The organism is Wenzhouxiangella marina (assembly GCF_001187785.1).
In the GTDB taxonomy this organism is placed as follows: Bacteria; Pseudomonadota; Gammaproteobacteria; order Xanthomonadales; family Wenzhouxiangellaceae; genus Wenzhouxiangella; species Wenzhouxiangella marina.
The window spans coordinates 630,259-648,324 of the sequence record NZ_CP012154.1 but is presented as its reverse complement, the minus strand read 5'-3'; the positions used below and the strand labels follow the sequence as shown (position 1 = coordinate 648,324).

The window sequence follows — 18,066 nt, the reverse complement described above, 5'->3', positions numbered from 1 at the left end:
CCGGCGAGCCGTGTATTGTACCAACGATTTTCGAACGTGCAGCGGCTACAATTCGCGCATGGAATTGTTCAAGATCTTCACCCTCGAATCCGCCCACTTTCTGCCCCGGGTCCCCGAGGGCCACAAGTGCCGCCGCATGCACGGCCACAGCTTTCGCGTCGAAGTCCACGTCAGCGCCCCCGTGGACGAGGACGCCGGCTGGGTGATGGACTTCGCCGATCTCAAGCGCGCCTTCCAGCCGATCCACGACCAGCTCGATCATCGCCTGCTCAACGAGGTCGACGGCCTCGAGAATCCCACCAGCGAAAACCTCGCGCGCTGGATCTGGCAACGACTGAAGCCTGAACTGCCCGCGCTGTCGGCCATCCTCATCCAGGAGACCTGCACCTCCGGCTGCGTCTACAGGGGCGACTGAACTCGGACTCCCGGCCCGCGTCGCCGCGGCGCCCGCTGTCATCGAAGATTCAGCCCTCCATCATCGGCCTGTCTTGCACCACGGGCAGATTGGCGGCATGGAATCGAGAAAGCCACTCGGCGCGGCCACCCGCCTGACCACTGGTTTCCAGCGTCTCGACGTGCTGGAAGCGCGGCTGTGCCAGCCGATCAACGCCTGGTCCCGGCAGCGCTGGCTGCGCTCGATGTTCCTGCTGGTCAGTCGCCTGGGCGACGGTCCGCTCTGGTACGGCCTGATGCTCGCCCTGCCCCTGGTTCTCGGCAAGCTCGGTCTGGCGCTGAGCCTGCAGATGATGTTCGGCGGCCTGCTCGGCCTGAGCTGCTACAAGCTCCTCAAGGCCCGAACGGTGCGCGAGCGCCCCTTCGCCAGCCATCCCGGCATCGTCTGCACCGGCGTGCCCCTGGACCGCTACAGCTTTCCCTCCGGACACACCCTGCACGCGGTGCTGTTCGGCTGGCTGATCCTCAGCGCAGTCCCCGCGCTGGCGCCGCTCCTGATCCCCTTCGTCGCGCTGATCGCCCTGTCGCGGATCGTGCTCGGCCTCCACTACCCCAGCGATGTGCTGATCGGCGCCACGATCGGGCTGCTGCTCGCCCGCCTGGTCCAGGCCCTGCTACCGCTGGCAGGATTTGCCCCCGCCGCCTGATCTCACTACAATTGACCGGTTTTATGATCACGTTCGGGGGACTTCACGGTTTCTCCCCCGGCGGATCGACGCAAGTCCAATAAGACCGCAACAGCGGACGTCATTTTCCGGGAGACAAGATGAACCAGTTGATGATCCCCCCGATTCTCGGGGTCGTAGGCCTGATCGTGGCCTTCATTCTCTACCGCGTGGTGATGAGCTACCCGGCAATGGAAGGCAAGCCGAGTCAGATCGCCACCCTGATCCAGAAGGGCGCCCTGGCCTTCATGCGCCGTGAACTGATCCTGATCGCCCTGTCGGTGGCCGTGATCTTCACCGCGCTGGCCGTGTCGGGCCTCGGCATCCAGACCGCCGTCAGCTTCCTGGTCGGCGCCGTCTGCTCCGCCCTGGCCGGCTTCCTCGGCATGATCGCCGCCACGCGCGCCAACGTGCGCACGACCTCGGCGGCGCATGAGTACGGCCCGGCCAAGGCCCTGACCGTCGCCTTCTACGGCGGTTCCGTCATGGGCATGGTGCTGGCGTCCCTCGGCCTGCTGGGCCTGGGCACCCTGTACTACCTGTTCGGCACCGATCCGGAAACCGCGCATCGCATCCACGGCTTCGGCATGGGCGCCGGCGTGGTCGCTCTGTTCTATCGCGTCGGTGGCGGCATCTTCACCAAGGCCGCCGACGTCGGCGCTGACCTGGTCGGAAAGGTCGAGGCCGGCATCCCGGAAGACGATCCCCGCAACCCGGGCGTGATCGCCGACAACGTCGGTGACAACGTCGGTGACGTGGCCGGCATGGGTTCGGACATCTTCGAATCCTACTGCGGCGCCATGATCGCCACCGTGGCCCTGGCCACCGTGATGGTCCAGCAGTCGTCCACCGGCATGGTCGAAGGTCTGGGCGAAGGCTCGGCCCTGATGGGCCTGCCGCTGCTGCTCAGCTCCCTGGGCCTGGTCTGCTCGATCCTCGCCATCGGCGTGGTCAAGGCCATGTCCGGCAAGAGCCCGGAAGTGGCCCTGCGCGGCGGCACCATGTCGGCGGCCATCGGCTTCATCATCCTGGCCTACTTCATGATCGGCTACCTGGGTGTCAGCAACGGCGTCTGGATCGCCGCCCTGGTCGGTGCCGTCGGTGGCGTGGTCATCGGTCTGTCGACCGAGTACTACACCGCCGGCAAGCCGGTTCGTGACATTGCCCGCTCCGGCGAGACCGGTTCGGCCACGGTGATCATCTCCGGCCTGTCGACGGGCATGCAGTCGGTCGTGATTCCGATCATCACGATCTGCCTCATGATCTTCATCGCCAACGCCAATGCCGAACTCTATGGCGTGGGTATCGCTGCGGTCGCCATGCTGTCCACCGTCGGCATGACCATGGCCATCGACGCCTACGGTCCCGTCGCCGACAACGCCGGCGGCATCGCCGAAATGGCGGGCCTGGGTGAAGAGACCCGCAAGATCACCGACTCCCTCGACGAGCTGGGCAACACCACCGCTGCGATCGGCAAGGGCTTCGCCATCGGCGCCGCCGCCCTGGCCGCCCTGACCATCATCTCGGCCTACATCGCCGAGGTCAGCCATCGCATCGACGGCTTCACCCTGCAGATCTCCGATCCGAACGTGCTGATCGGCATGTTCATCGGTGGCGTGTTCCCGTTCCTGGTGGCCTCGATCACGATGACGGCCGTCGGCAACGCCGCCTTCGAAATGATTCAGGAGATCCGTCGCCAGTTCCGCGAGATCCCGGGCCTGCTCGAAGGCAAGGCGGATCCTGATGCCGCTCGCTGCGTCGACATCGCCACCACCTCGGCCATCAAGCGCATGTTGCTGCCGGCTGGCCTGGCCGTGGCCGGCCCGGTCGTGGTCGGCTTCGGCATGGGTGCCGAAGCACTCGGCGGCATGCTCGGCGGCGCCCTGCTCTCGGCCGTACTGCTGGCCCTGACCATGGCCAACGCCGGCGGTGCCTGGGACAACGCCAAGAAGTACGTCGAGAAAGGCAACTTCGGCGGCAAGGGTTCCGAGTCGCACAAGGCCAATGTGGTCGGTGACACGGTCGGCGACCCGCTCAAGGACACCTCGGGTCCGTCGATGAACATCCTGATCAACGTGATGGCCATCGTCAGCCTGGTGATCGCCCCGCTGCTCGGCCAGTAAGCACGAGCTTCAAGGCACGAGAAAAACGCGGCCCTCGGTGGCCGCGTTTTTTTTGGCATTCATCAGCTGCGGGTAAGCTGTGCACTCTTTATCACGACACCCTTCAAGGAATTCCGCGATGCGCACCGCCCTTTGTCTGCTTCTCTTCTGCTCGAGCCTAGCGCTGGCCGATCAGGACATGCCCTCGCCCGCTCTGGCCGACTACCTTGCCGACAGCTATCGAGTGGAAGAGCGCATCGTGATCGGGGGACAGCCCTCGGCGCCGGCCTTGCAGGCCTTGAGCGATGAAGGCATCCAGACCGTCATCAACTTCCGGACGCGATCGGAAGTCGAGGGCCTGGACTTCGACGAGCCCGCGCTGCTGGCGGCCACCGGCGTCGACTACCACGAGATCGGCATCGGCCGAGGCGAGGGCGCCTACAGCCCGGCGGTGCTCGAAGAGTTCAATGCCCGCATGAACGCCGCGGGCGAGAACGGAATCCTTCTCCACTGCGGCTCCGGCTACCGGGCCAGCCAGGTCTACGCCGCCTGGCTGGTGAAGTACAGAGGCCTGAGCCCCAACGAAGCCCTGGAGCGCGTCTCACCCTCGGGCTGGTGGCCGATGCCGATGGAGCAACTGCTCGGCCAGCCCCTGAGCGTGGAAATCGAAGAAGGCTGAGCATCTTCATGGAGGCGGACCGTCGAAGTTCGAGGGTCCTCTGAATCGATTATTTCAGCCGGGCCGGGGTTCAATCGGGCAAGGCCGGGGCAAAGGCACTGAGAGCGCCGTCAGCGACGACCGAAGCCCCGGGCGATCAGCCAGTCCCCCATCGCCTGGGCAAAGCCGGGCGCGTAGCGAGAATCAGCTCGACTCTGCATTTCCCGAATACCGCCGGTCTCGGCGATGTGCAGGTTGTGATCGGCATCGGGAAAGCTGATGATCGTCAGCTCGGCGGCGGGGTTCTCGCCCAGGGTTTCGTGATACAGGCTTGCCGTCGATCGCCAGTCCACGTTCGTGTCCTTTTCACCGAACAGGGCCAGTACGGGTCGATCGATCGAGCTCAGCACGGCGCGGAACTTCGGCACGTAGACCTGCAATCCGGAGTCGCGATCGACCAGGAAGGTCCCATCTTCGAATTTCGACTGGTAGGCCAGGAAACCGGCTTCCGACACCGCTTCCGCCCAGCCCATGAACTGCATGAAGGGGTCCTCGCGAAGACGACGAGTGGCCGCCAGGTAGTCGCGGTAACTGCCACCCTGCCAGACCGTGTCGAAGCCCTGCTGCCATTCGTCGAGCAGCATCCCGATTTCCTCCTCGCTCCGCCCTTCGATGCGCCAGTTCTGCTCGAGCAGATAGCGGGCGTTCTCCCGGTCGTCGGTCCCGCTGACGGAAATCCAGAACGCAAGGTCCGGATCCGCCTGCATCGCCAAGGGCGCGATCCAGCCGGCGCGACTGATGCCCCAGAGCCCGATCACTTCGCTGCCGGGAATCGCGCGCCTGCGAAGCGAACGTGCGGCAGCCAGCACTTCCTCCGCACTGCTTGCCACCGACTGGTTGATGTCGAACTCGCCGTCGCTTTCTCCGCAACCGGGCTTGTCCCAGAGCAGCACATTGAGGCCCAGGCCGGCAAAGAAGCTGCGCAGGGCGAACCAGGCGTTCTGCTCCAGCACGCGCGTCTCGCCATAGCCGTGCACGATGATCACGGTCGCCATGGGTCGCGTCGGCCGATCCAGCAGGCCGACCAGACGCTGGCCTCCGAGCTCGAACTCGTAGCGTTCGGTGACAAGCTCCGGCACCTCGGAACGGGCCTGGCCCCACGGATACAGGCTCAGCAGAATGCCCAGGAGCCCAGCGCTCAGTCTGGTGAGAATGCGATCGTTCATGCTTACCCCGAAATCGGTTGACGCCTGGGACGAGCCTCACGGCTCGCCCAGGGTCAAGACGTCCGGGGATGGAAAAACGTCGCAGCCCGTCAGCGTTCAGCAAGGGCCAGGCAGGAGCGATCGCCCGCCGCTCAGGATCATGGCGCCGAGGCGCTTCGCGCGCCTGGCTGCCGTCTCGAAACCTCTACCAGGCGATCACCACCACATCGTAGGCATAGGGCAAACCGGACCGTTCACCCAGGGAGTAGCAGACCTCCTGCCCCTCGGTCAGGCCGGCGCTGCTGCGGAGGTCCGAGTGATGCACCTGGACTTCATGACAGGGTTCGGAAGGACAACGGTGGGGGGTGATGATGCCATAGCCTCGTCCGGCATCGAACCACTTCACGTGCCCGCGCTCCCGGCTGCAAGGCGCCTGCGCCATGACGAGCCACGTCGAATGGGTCGACGGAGCTTGCAGCTGCCCCTGAGCCTGGGCCGGCCCTCCAGCGAGTCCGCCGACGAACAAGAGCAAAGCCATGAGATTGATCTTCGTCATTCTGTCCTCCTCGAAATAAGAGATCTGCCAGACGGCAGCCCGGATCTAATCCCCACCGGCCGCCGCATCCACCATCACCGCGATGGCTCCGTCACCGGTGACGTTACAGGCCGTACCGAAGCTGTCCTGGGCCATGTAGAGGGCGATCATCAGGGCCACGGCGGTTTCGCTGAAGCCGAGCATGGTGCCGAGCAGGCCGACCGCCGACATCACGGCACCGCCCGGCACGCCGGGGGCGGCGAGCATGACCAGACCGAGCATCATGATGAAGGGCAGCATGGTCAGCAGGGAGGGAATGGCCAGGGCTTCGGTCAGCACCATGACCGCGACCGCACAGGACACGATCGTGATCGTCGAACCCGACAGATGGACCGTGGCGCAGAGCGGGATCGTGAAGCTGGCGATGTCTTCGCGGATCTCGTTGGCGCGAGCCGACTTCAGGGTGACCGGGATCGTGGCGGCGCTGGACATCGTGCCCAGGGCGGTCACGTAGGCCGGCAGCATGTTCTTGAGCAGGGACAGCGGCGAACGGCCGGCCCGCAGGCCCGCGATCGTGTAGAGCACCGACAGCCAGACCCAGTGCAGGGCCACGGAGAGCAGCAGCACCACGCCGAAGGTCTTCAGGGTCTCGAAGACGGTACCGGCGGCGGCCAGTTCGGCGAACACGCCGGCGATGTAGAAGGGCAGCAGCGGGATGATGAGCTTGACCAGCAGCACTTCGATCACATCGCGACCTTCCTCGAAGAAGGTCTTGAGCGTGCCGGCGCCGGTCGCGGAAATCCCCAGGCCGAAGATGAAGGCCGTGGCCAGGGCGCTCATGATGCCCAGCACCGGCGGGATGTTCATTTCGATGAATGGCGCCAGCGCTTCCGAAGCCTCCGGCGGCGGTGCCCCACCCTCGGTGGCGAGGAAGGGCACGACGAGGGCCGCGATCAGGAAGGCCAGGGTACCGGCCAGGATGGTCGACAGGTAGGCCGTGCCGACGGTGCGGCCGAGCAGGTGGCCCGAGGCCTTGGGCAGGCCGGCGATCCCGGCGGTGATGTAGAACAGGATCAGCAGCGGAATGGTGAAGAACAGCAGCTGGCCGAACAGCTCCTTGAAGGTCAGCAGCAGGCGGATCAGCACGTCGGGCGCGAACAGACCGAGCAGGATACCGGCCAGGATGCCGGCCGCGAGTTTGAGGATGAGTTGCATGCTTGTTGTCCTGTGATTTCAGTGGGTCATGGCAGTGGGAACCGTGGATCAGACCCAGTCCGGCAGCTGGCGCCAGACCCGGTCGAGCTGGCGCATGTGCGCCCGGTAGTCGGGATCGATCTCGGCCACGCGGGCCCAGAAGGCCGGCGAATGGTCGAGGTGACGGGTGTGCACCAGTTCGTGCACCAGCACGTAGCGGCAGGCCTCCGGTGAGGCGAACAGCACGCGCGCATTGAGCGACAGGCGGCCGGCGGCCGAACAGCTGCCCCAGCGCGAGCGTTGATTGCGGATGCCGATCGAACGGTAGCGGAAACCGTGCTCGCGGGCCAGGTCGTCGACCTGCGGCGCCAGGGCTTCACGAGCGCGGGCACGCAGCCAGTCGCGCAGCCGCGCCCGCACCCGGGCATCGAGCTCGTCGGGATCCGTGGACGGCAGGGTGAAACGTAGTCGGCCCGACGCGCTCTGCAGCGTCAGACGCTCACCGCGGCCCGAACGGTAGTCGACCCGCCAGCATTCGTCGAGCGCGGGCAATTCGATACGTGCCGGGCGCGGCCCCTGCAGGGCCTCGTCGAGACCGGCACGCAGGCTCGCCTGACGACGGCGAACCGACTCGATCCAGTGCCGACGCTCATCGATGAGTTCCGGCAGACGACGCGTATCGAAGGCACGCGGGACGGTGACCAGCAGCTCGCCCCGCTCGTCCACGCGCAGCTTGACCCGGCGCGCGCGCGGGTGCACCCGCAAGGTGTAGGGCAAGGAGCTCAGCGCGGTGTCCCTCGAGTGTGATTGAGAACTTCTGCGATAATAGCAGCTGAGCCGGTCGAGCCCGACCGGCGCCCACCGCCCCAAGGCCCCGGAACCGTCACCCGAGCGATGATCCAGATCAGCGACCTGACCCTGCGCCACGGCCCCGAGGCGCTGCTGGAGCACGCCGAAGCGACGATCTTCCCGGGCCACAAGGTCGGCCTGATCGGCCCGAACGGCTGTGGCAAGAGCAGCCTGTTCGCCCTGCTGCAGGGGCAGCTAGCGGCTGACGATGGCGACGTCCGCATTCCCGCTGCCTGGACCCTGGCCGCGATGGCCCAGGAGATCAAGGAGCTCGACCGACCGGCGCTCGACTACGTGATCGATGGGGACCGGCGCCTGCGCGACGCCGAGGCCCGCGTGCGCCGGACCGAGGCCGAGGGCGACGGCGAGGCCATCGCCCAGGCGCATGCCGAGCTCGACGAGGCCGGTGGCTACACCGCCGCCGCCCGCGCCGGCAGCCTGCTCAACGGCCTGGGCTTCAAGCCCGAGGAGCATCGCAAGCCGGTGGGAGACTTTTCGGGCGGCTGGCGCATCCGCCTGTCCCTGGCCCGCGCCCTGATGTGCCCCTCGGACCTGCTGATGCTCGACGAGCCGACCAACCACCTGGATCTCGAGACCGTGGTCTGGCTGGAAGACTGGCTGAAGCGCTACGCCGGCACCCTGATCATCATCTCGCACGACCGGGATTTCCTCGATCAGGTCGTCGACTCGGTGCTGCACATCGAGCATCGGCGCCTGGTGGCCTACACCGGCGGCTACAGCGACTTCGAGCGCCTGCGCGCCGAGCGCCTCGCCCACCAGCAGGCGCGCTTCGAGAAGCAGCAGCGCGAGATCGCCCACATGCAGAGCTTCATCGACCGCTTCCGGGCCAAGGCCAGCAAGGCAAAGGCCGCGCAGAGCCGCATCAAGGCCCTGGAGCGGATGGAACAGGTGGCACCGGCGCACGCCGACTCACCCTTCCATTTCGAGTTCCCCCCGCCGCCCAAGGCGGCGAATCCGCTCCTCAGCCTCGACCAGGTCAGCCTGGGATACGGTTCGAAGCGCGTGCTCGAAGGCGTGTCCTTGAGCCTGGCACCCGGCGACCGGATCGGCCTGCTCGGCCTCAACGGTGCGGGCAAGTCGACCCTGGTTCGCGCCCTGGCCGGTGAGCTGCCGCCGCTGGACGGGCGCCTGACGAGCAGCCGCGGCCTGCAGATCGGCTACTTCGCCCAGCATCAGCTCGAGCAGCTCGACGGGCAGGCCAGCCCCTTGCTGCATCTGCAGCGCCTGGCGCCCGAGGCCAGCGAACAGTCCCTCCGCGATTACCTGGGCGGCTTCGATTTTCATGGCGACCAGGCCACCGGCCCGGTCGCGCCGCTGTCCGGCGGCGAGAAAGCCCGATTGGTGCTGGCCCTGCTGGTCTGGCAGGGTCCCAACCTGCTGCTCCTCGACGAGCCGACCAACCACCTCGATCTGGACATGCGCCATGCCCTGACCGTGGCCCTGCAGGGCTTCGAGGGTGCGGTGGTGACGGTCTCTCACGATCGCCATCTGCTCACCAGCACCGTCGAGGCCTACTGGCTGGTGGCCGATGGCCAGGTCCGCCCCTTCGACGGCGACCTGTCCGACTATCGGCGCTGGCTGAGCGAACGCAATGCGCCGGAGAAGGAGGATCGCCAGGGCGGTAACGAACGCCGCGAGACCCGACGCAATCAAGCCGAACGCCGCGAACGTCTGCGTCCCCTGAAGAACCGGGTCGAGAAACTCACCCGCCAGGTCGACGAGGCCAGCCAGCGCGTGGCCGAACTGGAAAGGACCCTTGCCGATGCCGGCCTGTACGAGGCCGAGCGCGCCGGGGAGCTGGCCGAGGTCCTGACGAAACAGAGCGAATGGCGGCAGCGCCTCGAGGGCCTGGAGAACGACTGGATGGAAGCCCAGGAAGCGCTCGATGCGGCGGAAGCCGAGTAACCCCCCCTTATTCATCACCCGTTCTACTGCGACACCACCAGGCCCAGCATCCGCGGCGTTTCGCTCGGTCGCACATCCTCACCGTACCGGCGAGTACGCCTCCGGTGCGCTCGGTCGCGAAACGCCGCGGCTACAGAACCTGGCAGCGCCTCGCAACGAACGGGTGGTGAACAAGGCGGGGCAAGGCGACGGACGCGCTTGTGAGCCCCGTTGGAATCCATTATCGTCAGGGTTACCCATTTCCGATGCGAAGGCTCGACTTCCGGCCATGACCACCCTGCTTGCGATCGGCGACATGCACCTGGGTCGTCTGCCCGCCAGCCTGCCCGATGAACTCAGGTCGCTGCAGCGCGAGCTGGGTCCGGAAGCGGCCTGGATGCGCAGCGTTACCGAAGCGATCAATCGCAAGGTCGACGGTGTGGTGCTGGCCGGGGATCTGGTCGAGCGCAGTCGCGACTTCTTCGTCGCCTACGGCCAGCTCAAGGCCGGACTGGAAAAGCTCGCCACGGCGGGCATCCGCACCTGGGCCGTCGCCGGCAATCACGACGTCCATGTCCTGCCGCGCCTGGCCGAGGAACTCGATCATCTGACCCTGCTCGGCGCCGGGGGGCGCTGGCAATCGACGGAGATCGGCGATCTGGACCTGATCGGCTGGTCCTTCCCGCAGGCCGAAGTCCGCCAGAGCCCGCTGGAGGACTTTCCGGGGCGCCGTGGCAAGCGGCCGCTGATCGGCCTGCTGCACTGCGACCGGGACCAGAGCAACAGCCGCCACGCGCCGGTGTCGAGCAAGGACCTCGAGTCCGCCCCCGTCTCGGCCTGGCTGCTGGGCCATATCCATCAACCCGACCCGATGGACGGGGACCGACCAATCGGCTACCTCGGCTCGGTCAGCGCCCTGCGCGCCAGCGAAACGGGCGACCGCGGGCCCTGGCTGATCGAAGCGGGCAAGGGCAAGGTACGCGCCGAGCAGCTGGTGCTGGCACCGCTTCGCTACGAATCGATCGACCTCGACGTCAGCCAGCTCGACGACCCGGAGCAGCTGGGTTCGGCGATCCTGGCCGGCGCCCGCGACTGCGTCGGCGCCCTGGGTGATCTGTGTCGAGCCCCCGAGGCCATCGGCCTGCGCCTGCGCCTGGTCGGGCGGAGCCGGATCGGAGCAGCAATCGCGACGGCGGCGCGCCAGTGGCTGGAGGATGCTCGCCCCTGGACCGAGCAATCGATCCAGTTGTTCATCGACAAGCTGGAGCTGGCCTTCGAACCCGACATCGAGCTCGAGCGCCTGGCCGAGCGCCAGGACCCCGTGGGCCTGCTGGCCCGCCGCGTCCTGGCCCTGCGCGGTGCCGACGAGGTGGAACGGGAACGCCTGCTCGAGCGGGCGCGCGAGCAACTCGGGCCGCTGGCCGAGCAGCGCGAGTTCCGAGGCCTGGGGCGCCCGCTCGATGACGCGGCACTGGGCGAGTATCTCGAACGCGCCGCCATGCACAGTCTGAGCAGCCTGCTGGCCCAGACCGGGGCGGCCGGATGAAGCTCCGCGCCCTCGAGATCCGCGTCCTGCCCGGCCTGAGCCGGGGCTTTTCGGTTGACTTCGAACCCGCTGCCGTCAACGTGGTGACCGGGCCGAACGCCTCGGGCAAGTCCAGCCTGGTGCGCGCGGTGCGCGCCCTGCTCTACCCGGGCATGAACCCCGACTACTGCGAGCTGAGCGCGCACTGGCAGCGCGGCGACCGGACCCTGGTCTGCGAACGACGCGGGCAGCAGGTGCAGTGGCTGGTGGACGGGCGGCGCGCGGAAGCGCCGAACCTGCCTCCCGACGATGCCGTCGGCGCCTTTCTGATCAGCGCCGAGGATCTGAACGCCCTGGGCAGCACCGAGGAGCACATCGCCGGTCACCTGCGTACCCTGCTCGCCGGCGGCTTCGATCTGGATGCCGTCCTGGAGACCGGCGAACTCGCTCCTCGCCCCAGACCGAAGAAACTGGCCCAGGAGTTCAGCCGTCTGGAACAGGCCGTCGCCAGCAAGGAAGGCGAGTACGGCGAACTGAATGACGAACTGGCCACCCTGGAGCGCCTGCGTCGCCAGCTCGATCGCACCGCCGATGCCGCGGGCCGCCTGCGCGCCTGCGAAGATGCCCTGGCCCTGGCCGACGCCACGGCGCGCCTGCGCGCCGTCGAGCAGGTGCTGATCGAGGAATACCCCGGCGGCATGGACCGCCTGCGGGGCGACGAGCTCGAGCGCCTGGATCAGGCCGAGGACGCGCTGGCGCAGAAGGAAAAGGAGCTGGCCATCGAGCACGGCGCCCTGCGCAAGGCGCGCGAGCGCCTGAAGAGCTCCGGGCCGATCGATCCACAGCAGCTCGAAGCGCTGCAGGCCGAGCTCGGCGATCACCGCGATCGCCTGGTCGACCTCGAACACCGTATCGAACAGCAGAGCGACCAGATCGCTCAGGCCGAAGCCGCGCTGGTGCTGGCCGCCCGGCGCCTCGGGCGCACCCCCGACCGGGCCGAAGGCCTCGACCAGGCCGCCCTGGAAGAACTGGAACGACGCGTCGACCGGGTCCAGGCCCTGCGCGAGCAGATCCGCAATCTGACCGGCGAGCTGGCCCGGACGCACGTTTCGAGCAACCTGACCGGCCGACCGCAGGCCGATCTTCGCAAGGCCAGAGAGGCCCTGATGCGCTGGCTCGACGGAGCCCGCCTCTCGCCCCTGGAAGGCATCCTCTGGGGCGGCCTGAGCGCCGCCGCGGGCCTCGCCTCCTGGCGCCTGCTCGGCGTTCAACAGCTCGAGCCCCTGCCCGAGCTGGTCATGCTGATCCTGATCGCGGCCGGCGTGCCGCTCAGCCTGCTGTTCAATTTCATCCAGCGCTGGCGCGACCTGAAGTCCGCCGCCGAGACCTTCCTGGCCACCGACGTCGAGCCCCCGCTCGGCTGGACCGAAGCCGAGGTCGAAGCCCGTCTGGAGCGCCTGGACCTGGAACTGGAGTCCGCCACCCGCCACGAGATCAGCCAGGCACGGGCGGCCGATGTCCGCGACCAGCTCAACAGCCAGCGCGGCAATCTCGAGCAGGCGCGCGGCAAGCTGGACGAGCTGGCCAGCGAGATCGGCGTCAGCGCCGACACCCGCCTGGAGACCGGCTTTCAGCTCTGGTGCCGTCATCTGTACGAATGGCAGCAGCAGCAGGCCAGTGTCGAACGTCACAAGGCGCAGCTGATGCAGCTCGAGGATCGGTATCGGGCCGCACAGGCCGAAACCGCCGATCTTCTCGAGCGTCACGGCATGGGCGGTGACCAGCCCGGCGGCAGCCGGGAGCTGGCCCACTGGATTCACCTGCTCAGCCCGCGCATGCGCCAGAATGCCGAGCGGCACAACGAAGTGCGCGCCCACGAACACCGCATCAGCGAACTGCAGGCCGATATCGGCCAGCTGGAAAAGGCACGCGATCGGATCTTCGAGCAGGCCGGACTGAAGGCCGGAGACCGCGACGCCCTGATCCACCGCATCGACCAGTTCGAAGCCTGGCGCGGACTGGAGCAGGAACGTCGCGATCAGAACCTCGAGATCGGGCGCCTGGAGGCCCGTCTGGCCGAAGAACCCGAGCTCATCCGCCAGGGCCGCGAGCAGGCACGCGAAGCGCTCGAGAAGGTCCAGGCCGAGCTGTCGGCCCGGGTGGCCGAGCGCGACCAGCTCAACCAGCGCGTCGGCGAGATCCAGACGCGCCACGAAGACCTCCTCGAACGGCGCGAACTGGAGCGGCTCGGCGTGGAATTCGAGCGCAGCCGGGAGGCTCTGTCGCAGGAATTCGACGCCCAGCTGATGGCGGCGGCGGGACGGCTGATCATCGAGGATGTGCGCGAAGCCCACGAGAGCGACAACGAACCAGCCGCCCTGTCGCGCTCGGCCGAGTGGTTCGGCCGCTTCACCCACCATCGCTATCGCCTGCGGTTCCGCGACAAGGCCTTCCATGCTCTCGACACCCAGGATGGGCGCGAACGCTCCATCGCCGAACTGTCGACCGGCACACGCGTACAGCTGCTGCTGGCCGTGCGCCTGGCCTGGATCGAGCGCCTCGAATCGCAGGCCGAGCCCCTACCCGTGTTCATGGATGAAGTGCTGACCACGACCGACCCCGATCGCTATCGCTCGATCGTGGAATCGGTGCAGGACATCGTGCGCGGGGATCGCCAGATGGTCTACCTGACCGCGCAGAGCGACGATGCGCAGGCCTGGACCGCCTGGGCCGGCGAAGGGCCGGCACCGCACCTGATCGACATGGCCGAAGTACGCAAGGGCGAAGTCGAGCCGCTGCAGCAGCAGATGCCCGAGGGCATCGACAGACCCGAGCCGATTCCCGAACCGGAAGGCATGGACCTGCTGGACTGGGCGCGTGCCGCCGGGGTGGACCCGATTTCGCCGTGGAGCGATCCCGGGCAGATGCATGTCTTCCACCTGCTCCAGGACGAGCCCTCCCAGGTGGCCGAGCTGATCCGCTTCGAACTCGGTCGACTGGGACAGCTCGAGGCCTTCCTGCAGTCAGCCCAGGCCAGCAAATTGATCAAGGCCGATCAGCGCGACCGCCTGGAGAACCGGGCCAAGGCGGCCCGGCTCATCCTGGAAGACTGGTGCCGTCGCCACGCTCGACCCGTCGATGACCAGGCGCTCAGCGAGAGCGGCGCCATCACCGATCATTTCATGGACCGGGTGCGCGAGCTCAACGAGAGCCTCGGCCGCCAGCCGGCCGAACTGATCGATGCATTGCGCAAGGGCAAGGTCAGCCGCTTCCGAAGCGACAACATCGACCAGCTCGAACAGTGGCTGCAGGAGCGCGGCTACCTTGCCGATGCAGAAGAGAAGGAACGCCTGTCAGCAGCGAGGATCAGCCTGAGGTCCGGCCTGCCTCCCGAAGAGATCACCCAGCTCAGAGCCTGGATCATCGGCGCGATCCGCGACCCCCTGGCCAGGTCTCGCTGAGCTTGCGCCACGGCCAGAGCCGGCCTTCGGGGCCGTCTCCGCTCAGAGATTGCGGCCGTAGAACAGCTCCTGCATCTCCTTGCGCAGGCGGCGCTCGATACGGCTGCGTTCGCGACGATCCAGCTCATCGGCCTTGAGACCGAAAAGGTAGTTGTCCAGGTCGAAATCCTTCAGCCGCATCTTCGTGTGGAAGAGATTTTCCTGATAGACGTTCACATCGATCATCTCGTAGGCATTCTTCGTGTCGCGACTGAAGAAGTCCTGGATCGAGGTGATCTTGTGATCGATGAAGTGCTTGCGTCCCCGAACATCGCGGGTGAATCCACGCACCCGGTAGTCGACCGTGACGATGTCGGATTCGAAACTGTGGATCAGGTAGTTCAGCGCCTTCAGCGGAGAGATCACGCCGCAGGTGGCCACATCGATGTCGGCCCGGAAGGTACAGATCCCGTCATGCGGATGGCTCTCGGGATAGGTGTGCACCGTGATGTGGCTCTTGTCGAGATGTCCCAGCACGGTCTCGGGCAGCGGGCCGGGCGCGGCGCTACCGGCATCCTCGTCATGAACCACCGGCTCCTCGCTGATCAGGATCGTGACGCTGGCGCCCTGGGGCTCGTAGTCCTGGCGAGCGATATTGAGGATATTGGCGCCGATGATGTTCGATACATCGGTCAGAATCTGCGTCAGACGCTCGGCGTTGTAGGCCTCATCGATGTAGGCGATGTAGTCCTCGCGCTGGCCTTCGGTCGTGGCATAGCACATGTCATAGATATTGAAGCTCAAGGCCTTGGTCAGATTGTTGAAGCCATGCAGCTTGATGCGGCGCGATTTCATGTGCGATGCGGCCCCGTGTTGGCGATGAGCTGAACCGCCTATTATCGGGCATCGAGGACTCCGATTTCCACATTTCTGCCAAGACTCGAGCCAGGCCGTCAGGGCTTGGTTTGACGAAAACTGTGACGCGGTGCAGAATTATCGTGGACTTGTTGTCCGGTTCGGCCCAGCGCTGGACCAGAAATCCAGAATAAAAAGGGACCCAGCAGCCGCATGCGCGATTTCCAGTTCTACCCCGTCGACCGGGAAGCCATGGACCGATTCCTCGAGATCTGTCGGCGCCAGCACTTCGCCGCCAAGACCACGGTCATGCGGCCTGGCGACTCGGGACAGAGCCTGATGTACGTGATCGAAGGCTCGCTGACGGTCTCGACCGAAGGTGATGACGGCCGCGAACTGATCCTCAGCTACGTCAACCCGGGAGACTTCCTGGGCGAGATGGGCCTGTTCATGAAGCCCAGGGAGCGCGAAGTCCTGGTGCGAACCAAGACCAAGTGCGAGCTGGCCGAGGTCTCCTACGCGCGTCTGCGCGAAGCGCTGGACAACGAATTGTCCGACTGTGCGGTCGACATCCTCACCGCGATCGGCTCGAAGCTGGCACAACGCCTGCTGCAAGCCCGGCGCAAGGTCTTCCATCTGGCCTTCCTCGACACGCAGGGGCGCATCGCCAAGGCCCTGATCGACCTCTGCTCGGAACCCGATGCCGTCTCCCACCCCGAAGGCACCCAGATCAAGATCACTCGTCAGGAGCTGAGCCGAATCGTTGGCTGCTCGCGTGAAATGGCCGGACGAGTCATGAAGAGCCTGGAGGAGGATGGCATGCTGCGGGCTTCGGGCAAGACCGTGGTCGTGCTCGGCAAGTACAAGGGTGCCCAGTCCGTCTGAGCCGGATCGGGGCCTGCTTCAGTTCGAGGACTTTCGCTGACGGGCCGGGAACCTGGCGACCTTCTTCTCGGATCGTTCCGGACGCCTGGGAGCCTCCGTGGCGCCATCGGCGGCGCGCTCCAGCTCCACCGTTCGATCGAGCGTTCCGCCCTCCTGCTCTCCCCGCATCGTCAGCGTCGACATGCGCGCCGTGTCCCCGCGAACGGAATGACGGACTCCATGACGCTCTTCCAGGCGCATGGCCATGTCGTTGAAACGACGGTAGAGGTTGCCGAATTCGTCTCGGCGATTGCTCTCCAGGCGGAAATCGTACTGTCCCTTGCCCATGCGCCGCAGGCCCCAACCGATACGTTCGATCAGACGGCGCTGATGGCGAACCATGACGGCCATCGCCACCATGATCACCAGCATGGCGATCAGGAAGACCATGACCATCATGCTCAGCGTTCCACGAGCGGCCGTGGACAGCTCGGCGCCATCGAGACCGAGGTAGACCTCGCCGATCCGACGAGCCTGGAAACGAATGGGCACCTGAAACTCGAGATTGCCGTCGGCGCCCTGCAGCACACGGATCGCGGTCTCGTCGCGGCGAACGACCGGATTGTCGAGCCCCGGAACCGACTCACCCTGCAGGAACAGGTTGGTGCTCGACTGGATCAAGCCACTGCGATCGGTGATGTGCAGATACAGGACCTGGGAGTTGCTACCGAAATCCGAGACCAGATTGCCCAGGGCAGCGGAGTCCTCCAGCAGCAAGGGCTCGGCGATTTCGCGAGCGACGACACTGGCCAGACCCTCGCCGAAACCGAAGGTCGCGCTGGCCATGGCTGCGTTCTGGGAGCGATAGACATAGCTCAGTCCCAGCACCAGCACGAGGGCCACCAGGGCCCCGACCGCCATCGGCCAGCGCCAGGCCGCGCCGCTGCGCTTGGCCGAAGCCAGCAGACCACGACGCAGGCCGGAGCGGATGTCCTGCAGTTCTTCCAGCACTTCTTCAGCGCTGTCGTAGCGAGCTGCGGCCTTCTTGGCCAGCAGACGGTGGGTCATCTCCACCAGTTCGACCGGTGTATCCGGATCGAGGGGCTCGAGCGGGGGCGGCGGCTCTCGCATCACCTTGGCCATCTGCTCGCTCAGATTGGGCTCGTCGAAGGGCAGACGACCGGACAGCAAGCGGTACAAGACGACACCAAGCGAATACAGATCGCAGCGTGCATCCTGTGAATCGCCGGAAATCTGTTCGGGGGCCATGTAGGCGGGGGTGCCGGCGATCATGCCGCCCTCGCTGGCCGCGCGCTCGGGGCGTGAATTGATGCCGGCGATACCGAAATCGAGCAGCTTGGCCACACCGGTGCCGGAATCGAAATAGATATTGGCCGGCTTGATGTCGCGGTGGATCACGCCCCGCTCGTGGGCATAGCTCAATGCACTGGCAAGCTGGATCGCGATCTCGATCGACTCGCTGACATTGGGCAGATCGTCCCTCTCGAGACGATCGGCCAGGGTGTCGCCATCCAGCAGCTCCATGGCCATGAAGGGCACACCGTCGATCTGACCGACATCGAAGACGGTCACGATATTCGGATGCCCCAGACCGCCGGCCGCGCGGGCCTCGCGCAGGAAGCGCTGCCGGGAGGTGACGTCGCGGGCAAACTGCTCGCGCAGGACCTTGACGGCCAGATAGCGATCGATGCGAGGATCGAAGGCCTTGTAGACGATCGACATGGTCCCGCGACCGAGCTCGCGCTCGACCTGGTAGCGACCGATGCGTTCCATCAGTGCGCTCCTCGCGGGATGA

14 protein-coding genes are annotated in these 18,066 nt (G+C 66.4%); 8 read left to right on the top strand and 6 right to left on the bottom strand.

The window, feature by feature from the left end:
- Positions 1-58: 58 nt before the first annotated feature.
- The 4 genes from queD to WM2015_RS02745 all read left to right on the top strand — a co-directional run bounded on the left by queD (position 59) and on the right by WM2015_RS02745 (position 3,899).
- The gene (gene queD / locus WM2015_RS02760) at positions 59-415 is read left to right on the top strand and encodes a 6-carboxytetrahydropterin synthase QueD (RefSeq protein ID WP_049724606.1); all 357 of its coding nucleotides are present in this window, start codon (positions 59-61) and stop codon (positions 413-415) included.
- 97 nt (positions 416-512) lie between these two features.
- Positions 513-1,100 (top strand): phosphatase PAP2 family protein, encoded by a 588-nt coding sequence (locus WM2015_RS02755; RefSeq protein WP_049724605.1) that lies wholly within the window; start codon positions 513-515, stop codon positions 1,098-1,100.
- 119 nt (positions 1,101-1,219) lie between these two features.
- Complete coding sequence (locus tag WM2015_RS02750) at positions 1,220-3,241, top strand: sodium-translocating pyrophosphatase (protein ID WP_049724604.1); 2,022 nt, start codon at positions 1,220-1,222, stop codon at positions 3,239-3,241.
- A gap of 118 nt (positions 3,242-3,359) precedes the next feature.
- Complete coding sequence (locus WM2015_RS02745) at positions 3,360-3,899, top strand: protein tyrosine phosphatase family protein (protein WP_049724603.1); 540 nt, start codon at positions 3,360-3,362, stop codon at positions 3,897-3,899.
- A 110-nt stretch (positions 3,900-4,009) separates the two neighbouring features.
- Here WM2015_RS02745 and WM2015_RS02740 read toward each other — a convergent pair whose 3' ends face one another.
- The 4 genes from WM2015_RS02740 to WM2015_RS02725 form a co-directional block, all read right to left on the bottom strand.
- Entirely contained in the window at positions 4,010-5,104 is a 1,095-nt protein-coding gene (locus tag WM2015_RS02740; protein WP_049724602.1) for an alpha/beta hydrolase family protein, read from the bottom strand.
- A gap of 184 nt (positions 5,105-5,288) precedes the next feature.
- Complete coding sequence (locus tag WM2015_RS02735; protein ID WP_049724601.1) at positions 5,289-5,639, bottom strand: cold-shock protein; 351 nt, start codon at positions 5,637-5,639, stop codon at positions 5,289-5,291.
- Positions 5,640-5,684: 45 nt separating this feature from the next.
- Positions 5,685-6,833, bottom strand: a complete 1,149-nt coding sequence (locus WM2015_RS02730; protein WP_049724600.1) for a dicarboxylate/amino acid:cation symporter — start codon at positions 6,831-6,833, stop codon at positions 5,685-5,687.
- A gap of 48 nt (positions 6,834-6,881) precedes the next feature.
- Positions 6,882-7,589: a M48 family metallopeptidase gene (locus WM2015_RS02725; protein ID WP_049724599.1), complete on the bottom strand. Its 708-nt coding sequence runs from the start codon at positions 7,587-7,589 to the stop codon at positions 6,882-6,884.
- 117 nt (positions 7,590-7,706) lie between these two features.
- On the opposite strand from WM2015_RS02725, the gene WM2015_RS02720 reads away from it, so the two are divergent.
- From WM2015_RS02720 to WM2015_RS02710, 3 genes are all read left to right on the top strand, one after another.
- Positions 7,707-9,587, top strand: a complete 1,881-nt coding sequence (locus WM2015_RS02720; protein WP_049724598.1) for an ATP-binding cassette domain-containing protein — start codon at positions 7,707-7,709, stop codon at positions 9,585-9,587.
- 268 nt (positions 9,588-9,855) lie between these two features.
- A complete protein-coding gene (locus tag WM2015_RS02715) occupies positions 9,856-11,112 on the top strand; it encodes a metallophosphoesterase family protein (protein WP_049724597.1) in 1,257 nt (418 codons plus the stop codon).
- Entirely contained in the window at positions 11,109-14,552 is a 3,444-nt protein-coding gene (locus tag WM2015_RS02710; protein ID WP_049724596.1) for a hypothetical protein, read from the top strand. The genes WM2015_RS02715 and WM2015_RS02710 overlap by 4 nt, the downstream gene beginning before the upstream one ends.
- Positions 14,553-14,594: 42 nt before the next feature.
- Here WM2015_RS02710 and speD read toward each other — a convergent pair whose 3' ends face one another.
- A complete protein-coding gene (gene speD / locus WM2015_RS02705) occupies positions 14,595-15,386 on the bottom strand; it encodes an adenosylmethionine decarboxylase (protein ID WP_049724595.1) in 792 nt (263 codons plus the stop codon).
- Positions 15,387-15,599: 213 nt separating this feature from the next.
- Here speD and crp point away from each other — a divergent pair, with 213 nt between their 5' ends.
- On the top strand, positions 15,600-16,271 hold the full coding sequence (gene crp / locus WM2015_RS02700) for a cAMP-activated global transcriptional regulator CRP (RefSeq protein WP_049724594.1): 672 nt from the start codon (positions 15,600-15,602) through the stop codon (positions 16,269-16,271).
- An 18-nt stretch (positions 16,272-16,289) separates the two neighbouring features.
- Here crp and WM2015_RS02695 read toward each other — a convergent pair whose 3' ends face one another.
- Positions 16,290-18,044 (bottom strand): serine/threonine-protein kinase, encoded by a 1,755-nt coding sequence (locus WM2015_RS02695; protein WP_049724593.1) that lies wholly within the window; start codon positions 18,042-18,044, stop codon positions 16,290-16,292.
- Between the last annotated feature and the right edge of the window lie 22 nt (positions 18,045-18,066).